General features: G+C 36.2%; 10 protein-coding genes. 8 read left to right on the forward strand and 2 right to left on the reverse strand.

All coding sequences use genetic code 11. The annotated features are described in order from the left end of the window. Positions 1-198 precede the first annotated feature (198 nt). On the forward strand, positions 199-1668 hold the full coding sequence (locus NBT05_RS11505; RefSeq protein WP_265770004.1) for a BLUF domain-containing protein: 1470 nt from the start codon (positions 199-201) through the stop codon (positions 1666-1668). A gap of 27 nt (positions 1669-1695) precedes the next feature. Here the strand turns inward: NBT05_RS11505 and NBT05_RS11510 are convergent, their stop codons facing one another. Further along, entirely contained in the window at positions 1696-2721 is a 1026-nt protein-coding gene (locus NBT05_RS11510) for a LacI family DNA-binding transcriptional regulator (RefSeq protein ID WP_265770005.1), read from the reverse strand. A gap of 185 nt (positions 2722-2906) precedes the next feature. On the opposite strand from NBT05_RS11510, the gene NBT05_RS11515 reads away from it, so the two are divergent. The 7 genes from NBT05_RS11515 to NBT05_RS11545 all read left to right on the forward strand — a co-directional run bounded on the left by NBT05_RS11515 (position 2907) and on the right by NBT05_RS11545 (position 13393). After that, a complete protein-coding gene (locus NBT05_RS11515; protein WP_265770006.1) occupies positions 2907-5582 on the forward strand; it encodes a TonB-dependent receptor domain-containing protein in 2676 nt (891 codons plus the stop codon). An 81-nt stretch (positions 5583-5663) separates the two neighbouring features. Continuing rightward, the gene (locus NBT05_RS11520; RefSeq protein WP_265770007.1) at positions 5664-6974 is read left to right on the forward strand and encodes an MGH1-like glycoside hydrolase domain-containing protein; all 1311 of its coding nucleotides are present in this window, start codon (positions 5664-5666) and stop codon (positions 6972-6974) included. Between the two features lie 4 nt (positions 6975-6978). Further along, positions 6979-7599, forward strand: coding sequence for a GNAT family N-acetyltransferase (locus NBT05_RS11525; protein ID WP_265770008.1), 621 nt, complete (start codon positions 6979-6981; stop codon positions 7597-7599). Further along, positions 7596-9200: a sodium:solute symporter gene (locus NBT05_RS11530; protein ID WP_265770009.1), complete on the forward strand. Its 1605-nt coding sequence runs from the start codon at positions 7596-7598 to the stop codon at positions 9198-9200. The genes NBT05_RS11525 and NBT05_RS11530 overlap by 4 nt, the downstream gene beginning before the upstream one ends. A gap of 10 nt (positions 9201-9210) precedes the next feature. Beyond that, positions 9211-10347, forward strand: a complete 1137-nt coding sequence (locus NBT05_RS11535) for a glycerate kinase (RefSeq protein ID WP_265770010.1) — start codon at positions 9211-9213, stop codon at positions 10345-10347. Between the two features lie 428 nt (positions 10348-10775). After that, positions 10776-11819 (forward strand): helix-turn-helix domain-containing protein, encoded by a 1044-nt coding sequence (locus NBT05_RS11540; protein WP_265770011.1) that lies wholly within the window; start codon positions 10776-10778, stop codon positions 11817-11819. A gap of 266 nt (positions 11820-12085) precedes the next feature. Beyond that, positions 12086-13393 carry a dicarboxylate/amino acid:cation symporter gene (locus tag NBT05_RS11545; RefSeq protein WP_265770012.1) on the forward strand — a complete coding sequence of 436 codons (1308 nt, stop codon included), beginning with the start codon at positions 12086-12088 and terminating at the stop codon, positions 13391-13393. An 86-nt stretch (positions 13394-13479) separates the two neighbouring features. On the opposite strand, the gene NBT05_RS11550 is transcribed toward NBT05_RS11545, so the two are convergent. After that, the gene (locus tag NBT05_RS11550; RefSeq protein ID WP_265770013.1) at positions 13480-13872 is read right to left on the reverse strand and encodes an START-like domain-containing protein; all 393 of its coding nucleotides are present in this window, start codon (positions 13870-13872) and stop codon (positions 13480-13482) included. Between the last annotated feature and the right edge of the window lie 33 nt (positions 13873-13905).

Consider the following 13905-nt stretch of genomic DNA (forward strand, 5'->3'; position numbering starts at 1 on the left):
TAAAATGAATTTATTTGAATGTATAATAAAATTTTAGAATCAATTCAATATATCAATTTCTTCGGTAAGAAAGGAAGGTTGGCTTAGGAAGTCTGCCGAAGTTGAAAATATTTATCCCTAGCCCTCAAAGAAAAGGAACAAAAAACTGAAATTGAACAAACACCTTTCCATAAATAGTTGGTAATACGAAACAAAGATATGCTAGAGATAATAGAAGATTCAGCATTAAGTAAAGTAAGACAACTTGCAAAATATCTGGATGTCAGTTTAGTAGAAAGTTATGGAGTAGCTGTTTTACGTTTAGATAATAAAAAAGGAAAAGGATATATTAGTTATTTTTCTATTATACCAGGCCTTTCCCTGGTCGTATTTAATATAACCTTTTATGAAAAACTGGTCATTCATAAAAAAATAATAGAAGATCAGATTATTGATTTTTACTACGTATTAAACGGGATTTTTAAACATCAGTTTTCTGATATGGACAGTATCCGGAAGGTAGATAAAAACAGGAACCTTATTACCATCAGTAATTCTAATAGTACCTCTAGCATTACCTTTCTTGAAAACATAAAAATAGAAGTAAGCGATATAGTCATAAATAATCAACTATTGCCTCGCGGTACTACTAATTACATTAGACAGCTGGAACGTAATGTTAAAGAACTGGTACAAAAGGTAGGAGAAACCGCTCCCTTTTATTACGAGAGCTTAATTGACCCAATTCCCGCAGAATATGCGCAAATCCTAATTAATAATAAAAAAATGGATGTAATGGGGCGATTAATGACCGAAGGTGCCGCCATCAATATGTTATTCAGCCAGCTTAAAAATTATGAAAAAGAAACTAGCGAGAATAAAATTTATCTTCCTACAAAACTAAAAGACGAAGATTTATTAAAATGCACAAAAATCGGCGACTATATAAAAAAGTATATAAATCGTCGAGTAACTATTACCGAACTGAGTAAACACTTTTTGATTTCAACTAAAAAACTTCAGAACGGAATTCAGTTTTTATATGGGGATACGGTAAATAGGTATATTTCTAATATTAAATTAACCCATGCCAAAGAATTACTTCAAAAATCGGATTTAAGTATTAGCGAAATTTGTAAAATTTGTGGGTACCCTTCGCCTAGTTATTTATCTAAAAAGTTTTTTGAACGATATCACTTTCTACCTAAAGATTATAAGAGTTCTTTCCAAAATAAAAATGCCTTATTTGAAATTAGCTACAGGTCTGTTGCCTCACCATCCATGACTCCGGAAGATGTAAAACAAATTGTAGAAAAAGCAATTTCTTTTAATAAAATACACAATATTACCGGATGTTTGATTTACCACAATCAGACGTTTTTTCAGATTCTGGAAGGAGCAAAAGAAGAAGTAATGCGACTATACTATCAGATTACACAAGATCCTCGGCATAGCAGTCTTGTCATTGTCTGGAAAGGAGTAAAGTTTGTGAGGAATTTCAGTATGTGGAATATGGCATTAGTTACTGATAATGGCAATTTAAGAGTAACTTATGAAGACAATACAGAACATCAGGATTTAGGAAATATTATGAATAATCTCGATAGTTCCAAAGCAATTTCTGATATCCTCTGGAAAAGAATACATAAGGTTATTGAAACTCGATCTACTGCACCACCGGGTGTTTAAAAGCGTATACAATTATAATATCTAAATCTAAATCCGTAATGTAGATTCCCTGACGATCAAATTAGTTTTAATCTCTACCGTTCTGGTGGTTAAACTAGTAGCCGTAGTATTAATTTCTTCAATTAAAAATTTTACCGCCGTACGCCCTATTTTTTGTCCTGGTTGGTCCACCGTAGTAAGGGCAGGTGTGATGATAGTAGCATGCATAGAGTTACTAAACCCAACAACCGAAATCTCGTCCGGTATCTTAATTTTGTATTTGTGCAGTGCCTGAATCACCCCAATGGCGGCTCCATCTGTGATTGCAAAAATTCCATCGGGTCTGTTTTTAAGACTTAAAAGTAGATTAGCCGACCTTTTTCCATTGATAATGGATATATCTTCAGTACTAATTACTAATTTTTGATCAAGTTCAATATTATTTTCTCTTAACGCACGCAAGTATCCCGCGTATCTCATTTCTGAATTAAAGGAATTTTCGGTTTCTTTAATAATGGCAATCTTTTTTTTTCCGGTTTGAATTAAGTGGTCAACTGCATTAAAGGCAGCTTCTTCTTCATTAATTACAATTTGAGTACAAGGGACTTTATCTGAAACTTTATCAAATAATACGAGGGGTAAACGTTTTGCTAATTTTAATATAGGATCTATAGCAATGGTTTTTCTGGCTAAAGACAATAAAATTCCATCTACCCCAAATTGCATCATGGTTTGCAACATTTCATTCTGCTTCACTTCAGAATATTTAGAATCTGAAACAATAACTTTATAACCCTGATTTTCTGCTTCATCCAGAATCCCTTTTAATATGGTTGAAGTAAAAAGATGTGAAATATTAGGCACAATTACCCCTAGGATATAACTTCTTCTTGATTTTAACCCCCTGGCAAAAATATTAGGTGCGTAGTCCAAATCTAGAGCTAATTGATTTACCCTTTTTTTTGTCTCCGCACTGATGTCCGGGTGGTTTGCTAAGGCTCTGGAAACCGTAGAGATGGATAAATTCAGTTCCTGCGCCAGTATTTTAAGAGTAGCAGGTTTTTTTTCGTTCATTATAAGGTTTATTGATGGATTGGAGATGTAAAGCTAATCTGTTAAGACTAAAATTGCAAACGTTTGAACAAACGTTTGCATAATATTTTAGTGATTATTATGTAAAAATAGTTAGATATTCATATAAATTTAACCAAATATTGAGGATTATTCAATTAAAAGCACATTTAAAACGTACAATTCCTATGAAAAAAACGATAGTAACTATTATTTGCGTGTTTGCGGTAAGTCTGGGATTTGCTCAAACCGAAATTACGGGAAAAGTAACCGACAATTCGGGTGCTCCTATCCCTGGGGCCAATTTAGTAATCGCAGGAACAACTACTGGTACCGTTACGGATTTTGACGGTAATTATACGTTAACTACAGAGGTATCAGGTCAACAAAAAATACTTGCCTCCTATATTGGATTTCTGACGTTGTCTAAAAGTATAGCATTATCCGATAGCCCCATAACCTTAGATTTTGTGTTACAAGAAGGAGGGCAGCAATTAGAAGAGATTGTACTTACAGCTTCCAGTACTTTTCGTTCGCAAAAACAGGCACCTTTATCTATCAGCTCGGTCGAAATGAAAGAGATCACTAAATTATCAGCAAATAGCCAGGCTGATATCTTAAGAAGCGTACCTGGTATCACGGCAGAAGGTGGGGGAGGAGAGACCGCTACCAATATATTTGTCAGAGGGCTTCCTTCTGGGGGACAATATGTATTTAATCCGTTACAATATGACGGTATGCCGTTGATGAGCACCTTTGGGCTAAACTCATCCGCTCATGATGTGTATGCCCGCCCGGATATTGGTTTTAAAGGAGTTGAATTTGTTCGTGGGGGGTCTGCCATTTTGTTCGGAGCAGGTTCTGTTGCAGGTATTATTAACTATACTAGTAAAACCGGAGACACTAACCCCGGAAATATATTGAATATGGAAGTGGCTAACCAGGGTAGGTTAAAAACTGATTTTTACAGTGGTGGTCGCCTGGGAGGAGAAGATTCCAATACATTTTATGCCTTTACCGGTTTTATACGACATGACAGAGGTCCGATAGAAACCGGACTTACCACCCGCGGTGTCCAGTTCAGGGGGAATATTAAAAAGAAGTTCGATCAGGGGTCATTCACCTTACACGGTCAATACATTAACGATAATGCACAATTTTATCTTCCATTACCCTTAACAGGTGGTAGTAGAGAACGTATTGCAGGAAATGACGGGGAACCGGTAAGCCAATTATTAACCGGCGAACTAGCCAATGTATCTTTTAATACGCCTGGAGGTGTTTATCAAAGTCCTATTGCTGATGGGGTTTCAACTACCGGAGGGTACGTAATGGGAGATTTTAACTATAACTTTACAGATGACCTAAGATTTAAAGCCAAAGCCAGGTTTGCTAACTATGCTCATAATTTTGCCTTGTACGTAGGAGGAAATGGAGATAATGGCAATCCTATCACTTTAGATAATTATATTCAAAGCATTGCCCCCGATAATCTTGGATTTACTGCTACCTACCAGGGAGGATCCGGGGATCCGATCAACGGTTCTGATCTGGTAGTGGAGAATCTGCATGTGGATCGTCTACGACCCATGACGGATTATTCAGGTGAAACTTCTTTAATAAAAACCATAACTACTTCAGGTGGCAACAGTCATACAATCACCCTGGGATCTTTTATTGCGCGTACCGAAGCAGAAGATGTCAACTATCAATTCCGAACCCTTACCGAATTTAATAATGCGCCGCGTTTAGTCAACCTTACCTATACCGCAGCAGACGGTAGCAATGTAATTCATTCGGATGGTGGAATTTATAATCGAATTGGTCAAACCGCAAACAACTTTTTGTCGCAAGATAAGGTAGCGGTGTTTATTGCTGATGAAATGGTATTTGATCGATGGCGGTTTGATGTTGGTTTTAGATGGGAAACTACTAACGGAGAGTTTAACCAGGGACAATTTCTTACTGAAACGGTGTATGATAATCCGGAACTTACCCCTGAATTAAGTACCGTACAGGCTGAAAGCGGTAATTTTAACCGGGGTAAGGTAAGTGCATCTGATTGGGCAGTATCCCTGGCAGGACTTTATGAATTGACGGAAACGACTAATTTATATGCGAATTTCTCCAAAGGATACTTCTTTCCGCAGATACGAGGTTTTGCTCCTATCCCCGGGATTTCTGAAAATGTGTATGATGCAGAAAATATCAATCAGGTAGAGGTAGGGGCAAAATTCGGAAATGCGAAATTTTCAGGTTCCCTCGCCGGATATTATGTAGCGTTAAAAGATAGAATCCAAATCCTTCAGGCAATCGTAGGAGGACAATTAATCGATCAAACCAGATCCGAACAGAATACGGAAACCATTGGTGTTGAAGCCTCATGGAATTGGAAACTCCTAAATAACTTTAGCCTCATTGGTAATGCAACTTTTCAGGATCATCAGATTACAGAAAACCTGGATGTGGACCTGGTTAACAATACAACCACGGAGACCAATGTAGGTAATGAACTAGCCAGGCAACCTAACTTTCTGACCAGTGCCGGATTATACTATAATAATACCAAGTTTGATGCCGTGTTTAACCTAAACCATACTGGTAAAAAATTTACAGATAATACAAACAATATCGAACTGGATGCTATTAATATCTTTCGCCTTGGTGCCGGGTATACCTTTCAGAAAAAGGAAGGAAATGAGTCCGTAAGGATAGGATTTTCAGTATTTAATTTGTTTGATAGTGAAGGTATAACTGAAGGAAACCCGAGAGCAGGTGCTGCAGGTGCTACCGAAGGTGAATTCTTCTTTGGCCGACCGATATTACCAAGAAGGGCATTTATAACGGCAACTTTTAATTTCTAAGATTAGTTTAAATCAGCTTTATTTAAATTAAAACATACGGGTAATTTGAATGAATAATCCCGTCACCTACATGCGAAATATATGATACATAAGACATTGATAAACGATGCGAAAAAAGTGTTGAACGCCAATTTTCAGGAAGCAGGATTTACCATACCCAGTAAAGGATTGTATCCTTTCCAATGGAAATGGGATTCCGGATTTATTGCCATAGGTTTATCCTACTATAATATTGCTAAAGCAAAATTAGAGGTAGAAACGCTACTGAATGCCCAATGGAACAATGGCTTTATTCCGCATATTATATTTCATAAAGAAAATGATTCTTACTTTCCCGGAGCTGATTTTCACTGCTCGGAATTACACCCTTTATCTTCTAAAAAACACAAATCCACTGGTATGACCCAACCCCCAATTACGGGTTTTGTTTTAAAAGAAATGTACCGGATTGCCGAAGATAAAGAAGATATGCTTCAATTTATCCAAAAGCATATTGATAAAGTATACGAAAATCATTTGTATTTCTATACGAACCGGGACCCATTTAATGAAGGTTTGATGTATATCTATCACAACTGGGAATCAGGAACGGATAACTCTCCGGTATGGGACGATATCTGGAAAACTATGGATCCACCGGAATACGCCTTTGAACGAAAAGACACTACTCATGTAAATGCTTCTCAGAGACCTTCAAAAAGAGAGTACGATTATTATTTACACCTTATTGAAATTGCAAAAAAACATAAGTATGATGATGAAAAAATTGCTAAAATTTCACCCTTTTTAGTACAGGATCCGCTTTTTAATGCAATGTTGATTAAAAGTAATGAAGCCCTGATAGAACTTTATGATCTACTGGGAGGTGAGGGTGCTAAAAAATTAGTTATCCAACAATGGCAACAAAAGAGTAAAAAAGGTTTTAAAAAATTATTTGATGCCGAATTAGGAGCTTACATACATTATGACTTAAGGAATAAAAGACCGATACGCCATATCACCTCTTCCTCTTTTTCTCCATTATTTGCCGGGATTCCGGACGTGGAGAAAGCTAAAATTTTGACAACTACCATGCTGGAAAAATTCGGGGGAGAAGATAAATACCTTTGTGCCTCTTTTGATCCAACCAACGATAAGTTTAACCCAAAGAAATACTGGCGGGGACCGGTCTGGATCAATATGAACTGGATGCTGTACTATGGCTTAAAAAGATACGACTACAAGGAGTTGGCTGACCGGATTAAAAAAGATTCTATTGAACTAATAGACCGCGATGGGTTTTTTGAGTATTTTGATTGTAGAAAAGAAAACGGCGAACCTAACAGAACAGGGTACGGAGGAGGAAATTTTTCCTGGAGCGCTGCGCTAATTATAGACCTTTTAAAAAACTAGGTGTATGAATCTCTCAGATAATCCAAGAAAATTTGATTTTTCAAAGAAATATATTTTGGAGGATGATTTTGTTCAATTGCTTCCATTAATCGAGGCACATATTCAACCTTTATCAAAAATATCTGATGATACTGATATTTGGACTTTCTTTTTTGAAAATGGGAATACTATTGATGCTCTTTCCAGATACATTATATCGGCAACTGACAATCGAAAATTTAATAAAGAATATCCTTTTGTAATCTTTGATAAAATTACAGAACAATATGTAGGCACAACCAGGTTTTACGAATACCTGCCTATCTTTAATACGATTAAATTAGGACATACTTGGTATGGCAAAGCATTCCGTAGTACAGGATTAAACAAACGTTGTAAATATTTATTATTTGAGTTCGCATTTGAGAAAATTGGCTTAGAACGTATTGGTTTCGGAGCTATGAGAGATAACATAAGAAGTATTGCAGCTATGAAAAGCGTGGGTTGCAAAGAAGAAGGTGTATTACGAAATATGTTTCCTTCACGGGACGGTAAGGGAAGAACGGATGCCGTTCTAATGAGTATATTAAAAAACGAATGGTACCAAAGCACTAAGTATCAATTAAAAGCAAAAATTGACACATGAATTATTTAGATTACATCGTAATCATTATTTACCTAATTGCTTTTTTAGCCTTGGGTTTTATATTTAAAGAAAATAAAACCGGTGGAGATTACTTTTTAGGAGGTAGAAAGACTTCGTGGTTACCCTTAAGCTTATCTGCTATGGCAACCCAACTTTCGGCAATTAGTTTTATATCCGCCCCCGCTTTTGTAGGATTAAAAGATGGTGGGGGGATGCAATGGTTGACTTTTGAATTTGGAGTACCCCTGGCGTTGGCTTTTTTATTAATCGCCATACTACCTACTATTTATAAATCCGGTATCGTAAGTGTTTACGAATATCTCGAGAATCGTTTTGATGTATCCTCTCGCCTGATTATTAGTTTTGTTTTTCAAATCAGTAGATCGGTAGCCACAGGGGTGATGGTGTATACGATGGCGTTAATATTACAAGCAACCATACAACTTGATTTTTGGATCTCAATCTTACTTATAGGCTTGATCACTATGATTTATTCTTTTCAGGGTGGGATGAAGGCAGTAATTTGGGGTGATGTTATTCAGATGGGAATCCTGTTCTTAGGGATCCTTATATGCTTGTTCTACGGGATAAGCGAGTTAGGAGGCATAGATAATTTTTTGACCCATGTGGATAAGGAACGAGTGACGGCAGTAGACTTTAACAAATGGGGTTTTGATAATGCAGATGGTAAAGATGAATTTGGATTTTGGCCTATGGTTATTGGGGGTCTTTTTTTATACGCTTCTTACTATGGTACGGATCAGACACAGTCACAACGTTTATTGTCGTCCCGTAGTTTAGGAAATTTAAAGAAAATGTTACTGGCAAACAGCTTGCTTCGTTTTCCTTTTACCCTGACATATTGTATTATGGGATTGGTGTTGGGAACCTTATTATTTCAGGACGTAGGTTTTCAAGAACAGATGGAAAGCGTGTATCAAGCTAATGTATCCTCTCTGGAAGGTAAAAAAGCAGATTTAATGGTACCCGTGTTCATCATTCATTATTTACCAAATGGAGTAATTGGTATTTTAATTATAGCTATTATGTCCGCAGCTATGTCCACCTTGAGTTCGACGGTAAACTCCTTGTCTGCGGTGACTATGGAAGATTTTGTAAAACGCTTCCATCCCAATTTACCGGATAATAGGTATATGACCTATTCTAAATTCCTTTCTATTTTTTGGGGTATGGTCTGTTTATTCTTTGCCTTTTTTGCCGGAAACATTGAAGGTACGGTAATTGAAGTCATCAACAAAATAAGTTCAGTATTCTATGGTCCTATTTTAGCAGCATTTATACTTGCCGTATTAACCAAAAAAACACATGCCCTGGGTGCAAATGTAGGTATCGTAGCCGGAGTACTTTTTAATATGTTTTTATGGCTCTACGTACCTCAGATATTTTGGTTTTGGTGGAATGCTATTGGTTGTATAGTAACCGTCGTAGTCGCTATGATTGTCAGTAACTCTACAAAACGCCAAATTAACGAACGTGTAGAAGTGGTATATGTGTCCAGTAAAAAAGAAGTACTTATCATGTTGGGGTATTTTGTTTTAATCATAGTCTTCAGTGTAAACCTTCCTACGATCCTGAAGTAAATTTTACCATATGAAATTTATTATTGCACCCGATAAATATAAAGGTTCACTTACCGGATTAGAATTTTGTGATGCCGTAGAAAAAGGTTTAAAAAAAATATTTAAAGATGCTGATATCATAAGAATACCTCTGGCAGATGGGGGTGACGGGACTATTGAAGTTGTAAAGTATCATTTAGATACAAAAACGATAAAATTAACTGTCAACGACCCTTTATTTCGACCTGTTGAAGCTTCCTATCTTTATTCAGAAAGTACTGATACCGCTTTTATTGAAATGGCAGAAGCTTCCGGGTTAAAATTATTAACAGAAAGCGAGAAGAATTGTATGTATACCTCTACGCTGGGAACTGGGGAATTAATTGCAATTGCTTTAGCCCAAGGGGCAAAAAAGATTATTCTGGGTATCGGCGGTAGTGCTACCAACGATGGTGGTATGGGGATGGCACACGCTCTAGGTTTCCGTTTTTTAGATAAAAATAACAAAATACTTCCTCCTACAGGGAATAGCCTGATACATCTTAAAAGGATAGATACTACCCAGGTTAACCCTAAATTAAAAAATGTAAGTACTAAAGTTTTATGCGATGTAACAAATCCTCTTTACGGTAAAAACGGGGCAGCTTATATCTATGCTAAACAAAAAGGAGCGAGTGCAGCGCAAATAGAGTTACTTGATCAGGGCCTTAAAAACTATGCTAAGGTTGTTTCTGAAGATTTTAAAGTTAATCTGCAAAGAATTACTGGTGCCGGAGCTGCTGGTGGAATGGGAGCTGGTACATATGTTTTTTTAAACGGTCAGTTAACCCGTGGGATTGACCTAATAAAAGAAACGACTAATTTTGATCAAGCTATAGATAAGGCAGACTGGATTATAACCGGAGAAGGTAAATTGGACGACCAAACCATTACCGGTAAAACTATTGCCGGGGTACTTACTTCTGCTAAGAAAAAGAATATTTCCGTAGCAGCCCTATGTGGTATAGTCGACTTATCCGAAGAAAAAAGGAAGCAATTGGGCTTGTCTTATGTAGCTTCGGTTTCTAAAGATATGCCGAATATGGAACTTGCTATAAAATGCGCTTATACAAATGTTGTCAAGGCAACAGTCGATTTTGCAAGTCTTCTTAAAAATGGCAAGTTGTAACCCGGATGTATTTAGGAAAATAAGATGACCCCAAACCTTAAAGTATTTAGAAGTTGCTTTTTACTTTTTAAAAGTAATCTGTTTTTTTAAGGTGAATAATTTTATAATTTTGATTTTCAATATTATAATAATTAGTCTTGAAATTTGGTTCTAGAAGCGATAGCGACCTGCCCTTCTGCAGGCGGGTCTGAATCTTTACCGGACACTTTAGCTAAATATAGTTAAGAGAGATTAACAGAATTACCAATTTGTTTGACCCGAATCCAAATTTTAGTAAAATTATAACATAAATAGGTGACAAAATCGCGATAATAACATAGTAAAGCTGAAAAGTGTTATGTATTCATATGAAATAGCAGTAGATTTATAGTGTTATCAAACAATGAGTTGATAATAAATGATTTATAATCACACAAAAACCTAATACTATGAATACACTAGCAAGGAATACGGATCGAAATGAGTTAAATAGTATTAAAAATTCCATACCGGGAACAATACGAGATACTTGTAATTCTACCCAATTTATTATTGACCAGGCGTATGGAAAAGGAGAGATCACTCAAATTGAAATAGCCAAAGGAATACAGGTGTATAGTTTTAACCTGACTGCTAATCGTGCAATGGCAATTAACCTGGATTTTATACCTAGCCATACCCTTCAATTTATTTTTGGGATTAAAGGTACTTTTTTATATAACTATTCTGGAAACACAGAACCGGTTATGCAACAGGTGGATACTTTACAAACTGCGGTAAGTTACAGTAGTAATAGTGCCTTAACAGAATTGAAGATAACGGCACAAACACAGGTACAATTATCTATCATTACTATTGACCTTCATACTAATACCTCTGCGTTTAAGAGTGAATATACGCTAGCTAATAATTCGGAGTTAAAAAGTATAGTTTCTGAAATCGAAGGAAAAGACTATTATTTCTATAAAGGTTCTATGGATTTAATTATTGCAGAAAAATTTAAAAGTATTGAAGCTATTTATATGGATTCAAACAATATTACCCATTCACTTTCCAGTAAAGGAGCGTATTTTATTATCCTGGCAAAAGAAATTCAGAAATTTTCAAAAGAAATCAACCAGATTCAAACACCGGGTTCTTTGTTAAAAGAAGATATGAAAAATATTATTGCAGTAACCGATTGTATTAAAAAGAACCCCGAAAAGGATTATCTTATTGTAAAGGTAAGCAGGGAAACCGGGCTGTCTCCAGCTAAGCTTCAAGAAGGTATTAAAAGTTTATACGATGTGACTTTTTCGCATTTTGTAAGAGACTGCAGATTGGATAAGGCAGAAGATTTAATAAAAACTACAGACCTTACGATTTCTGAAATTGTTTATACCATAGGACTTACCAGTAGAAGCTATTTTTGTAAAGTTTTTAAAAATAAATACAAAACAAGTCCTACAAACTACCGTAATAAAACTAAGCTTACTCAACTTAATTACTCTTAAATAACTTTCCTGTGATTTTTAGCATGAAAAAGTTTAGCCCGAAACAAAATCGGGCTTTTTGACGTCTTCCTATATTTTCTTCTAGGGAAATCAATATTATCCTGATTAGTCTTAATTTTAGACGCCATAGTGACCTGCCCGTCTACAGGCGGGTCTCGAATCTTTACTAGACATTAATGTTTAAAATAGTAAAAGAGAAGAAACACTTCCATATTAATTCAATATCTTGCCTCCTTTAAAATTTTGCACAAAACCTTTATTACTTTATGAAAAAACTCGCGCTACACTGGCAGATTTTAATAGGAATGTTTACTGGGATACTTTTTGGTTTACTGATGACTCAATTAGAATGGGGGGATACTTTTATCCGAAATTGGATTAAGCCTTTTGGTACTATTTTTATTAATGTACTTAAATTGATCGCCGTACCATTGATATTAGCTTCTTTAATTAAAGGAGTGTCGGATTTAAAAGATATTTCTAAGTTATCCAAAATGGGTGGGCGTACCATCGGTACTTACGTTCTTACTACGGTTATTGCAGTAAGTATAGGTTTGCTAGTGGTTAATATTGTAAAACCGGGGGCAGCTATTAGTGAAGAAACCCGGCAAGAATTAATTGATAGTTATAAAAGAGATGCCAGTGGCAAAATTGCAGATGCGCAGAAGCAAAAAGACGCTGGTCCATTACAAGCCTTGGAGGATCTTGTACCCAGTAATATATTTAGCGCTGCCTCAGATAACCGGAATATGTTGCAGGTTATCTTTTTTGCCATATTCTTTGGGATTGGATTAATTTTAATACCGGAAGCTAAAGCAAAACCAGTTAAAGATTTTTTTGACGGTTTTAATGATGTGATTTTAAAAATGATCGATCTGATAATGCTTGCCGCTCCTTATGGGGTATTTGCTTTATTAGCAGCCCTGGTGGTGGAATCTCCAAGTGCTGATTTATTTGCTGCCTTAGGGATGTATGCTATTTCCGTAGTGATCGGATTACTTATTATGGTGGGTATTTATGTATTATTTGTTTGGATTTTTACTAAGAGAAGTCCGGCATTTTTTATTAATGGAATTTCTCCGGCGCAGTTACTAGCATTTTCAACAAGTTCGAGTGCAGCAACCTTACCGGTAACTATGGAAAGAGTGGAGGAGCATCTGGGGGTAGAAAGAGAAGTAACAAGTTTTGTATTACCTATTGGAGCTACCATTAATATGGATGGGACCAGCTTATACCAGGCAGTAGCTGCGGTGTTTATTGCGCAAGCATTCGGAATGGACTTAAGCCTGGGTGCGCAACTGGGAATTATAGCTACGGCGACCCTGGCTTCTATAGGTTCTGCAGCAGTACCGGGAGCAGGGATGGTCATGTTAGTCATTGTTCTGGCTCAAGCAGGAATTCCTGAAGCCGGACTGGCTTTGATTTTTGCAGTAGATCGTCCGCTGGATATGTGTAGGACTACGGTAAATGTTACCGGAGATGCCGCAGTGTCGATGTTGGTTGCGAAAAGTGTAGATAAATTAGGGAACCCTAAGGTTAAAGACTGGGATGATCATTATACAAAATCCGCATAAGACTAAGTTATACGTATAGATAAAAAAAATGCAGTATCTCAACATACTGCATTTTTTAGTTATATTATCTTATGGAGCCTAAAATTCTAAGCGGAACCTAAAACCTGTTTTAAGTTTCCGATCATATTTTCCCATAACATTTTACTTTCATCTGTTTCATCTTCTTCCGCAAAGTCAGAAACCATTAGGGATACATCTTTGGTAATTTCATCAACTTGGATTCTTATTTCAAAATAGTAGTCATTGCCTTCCTCTTCATCTTCTACCCATCGGAATTTTACCCGTTCCCCACTTTTCTTACTTAGTAATTTGGCTTCTTCTTCACTATCATCCCATATAAAAATAAACAGCTCTCCTCTCGAATTTACATTATCGGCAAACCATTCGGATAAGCCGGAAGGGGTAGAGATGTATTGATATAAAAGTTGAGGTGAAGATTGTATAACGAATTCCAGTTCGTATTTTATTTTATCAGCCATAAGGGTTTTTTTGTTAAAGCCAATATATAATTA

Origin of the sequence: Aquimarina sp. ERC-38, from assembly GCF_026222555.1 — a bacterium.
Taxonomy (GTDB): Bacteria; Bacteroidota; Bacteroidia; order Flavobacteriales; family Flavobacteriaceae; genus Aquimarina.

Excerpts from the sequence above, each read along its gene's own strand:
- NBT05_RS11515 (WP_265770006.1), top strand. The coding sequence starts at position 2,907 with ATGAAAAAAACGATAGTAACTATTATTTGCGTGTTTGCGGTAAGTCTG.
- NBT05_RS11530 (WP_265770009.1), top strand. The coding sequence starts at position 7,596 with ATGAATTATTTAGATTACATCGTAATCATTATTTACCTAATTGCTTTT.
- NBT05_RS11520 (WP_265770007.1), top strand. The coding sequence starts at position 5,664 with ATGATACATAAGACATTGATAAACGATGCGAAAAAAGTGTTGAACGCC.
- NBT05_RS11550 (WP_265770013.1), bottom strand. The coding sequence starts at position 13,872 with ATGGCTGATAAAATAAAATACGAACTGGAATTCGTTATACAATCTTCA.
- NBT05_RS11505 (WP_265770004.1), top strand. The coding sequence starts at position 199 with ATGCTAGAGATAATAGAAGATTCAGCATTAAGTAAAGTAAGACAACTT.
- NBT05_RS11535 (WP_265770010.1), top strand. The coding sequence starts at position 9,211 with ATGAAATTTATTATTGCACCCGATAAATATAAAGGTTCACTTACCGGA.
- NBT05_RS11525 (WP_265770008.1), top strand. The coding sequence starts at position 6,979 with ATGAATCTCTCAGATAATCCAAGAAAATTTGATTTTTCAAAGAAATAT.
- NBT05_RS11545 (WP_265770012.1), top strand. The coding sequence starts at position 12,086 with ATGAAAAAACTCGCGCTACACTGGCAGATTTTAATAGGAATGTTTACT.
- NBT05_RS11510 (WP_265770005.1), bottom strand. The coding sequence starts at position 2,721 with ATGAACGAAAAAAAACCTGCTACTCTTAAAATACTGGCGCAGGAACTG.
- NBT05_RS11540 (WP_265770011.1), top strand. The coding sequence starts at position 10,776 with ATGAATACACTAGCAAGGAATACGGATCGAAATGAGTTAAATAGTATT.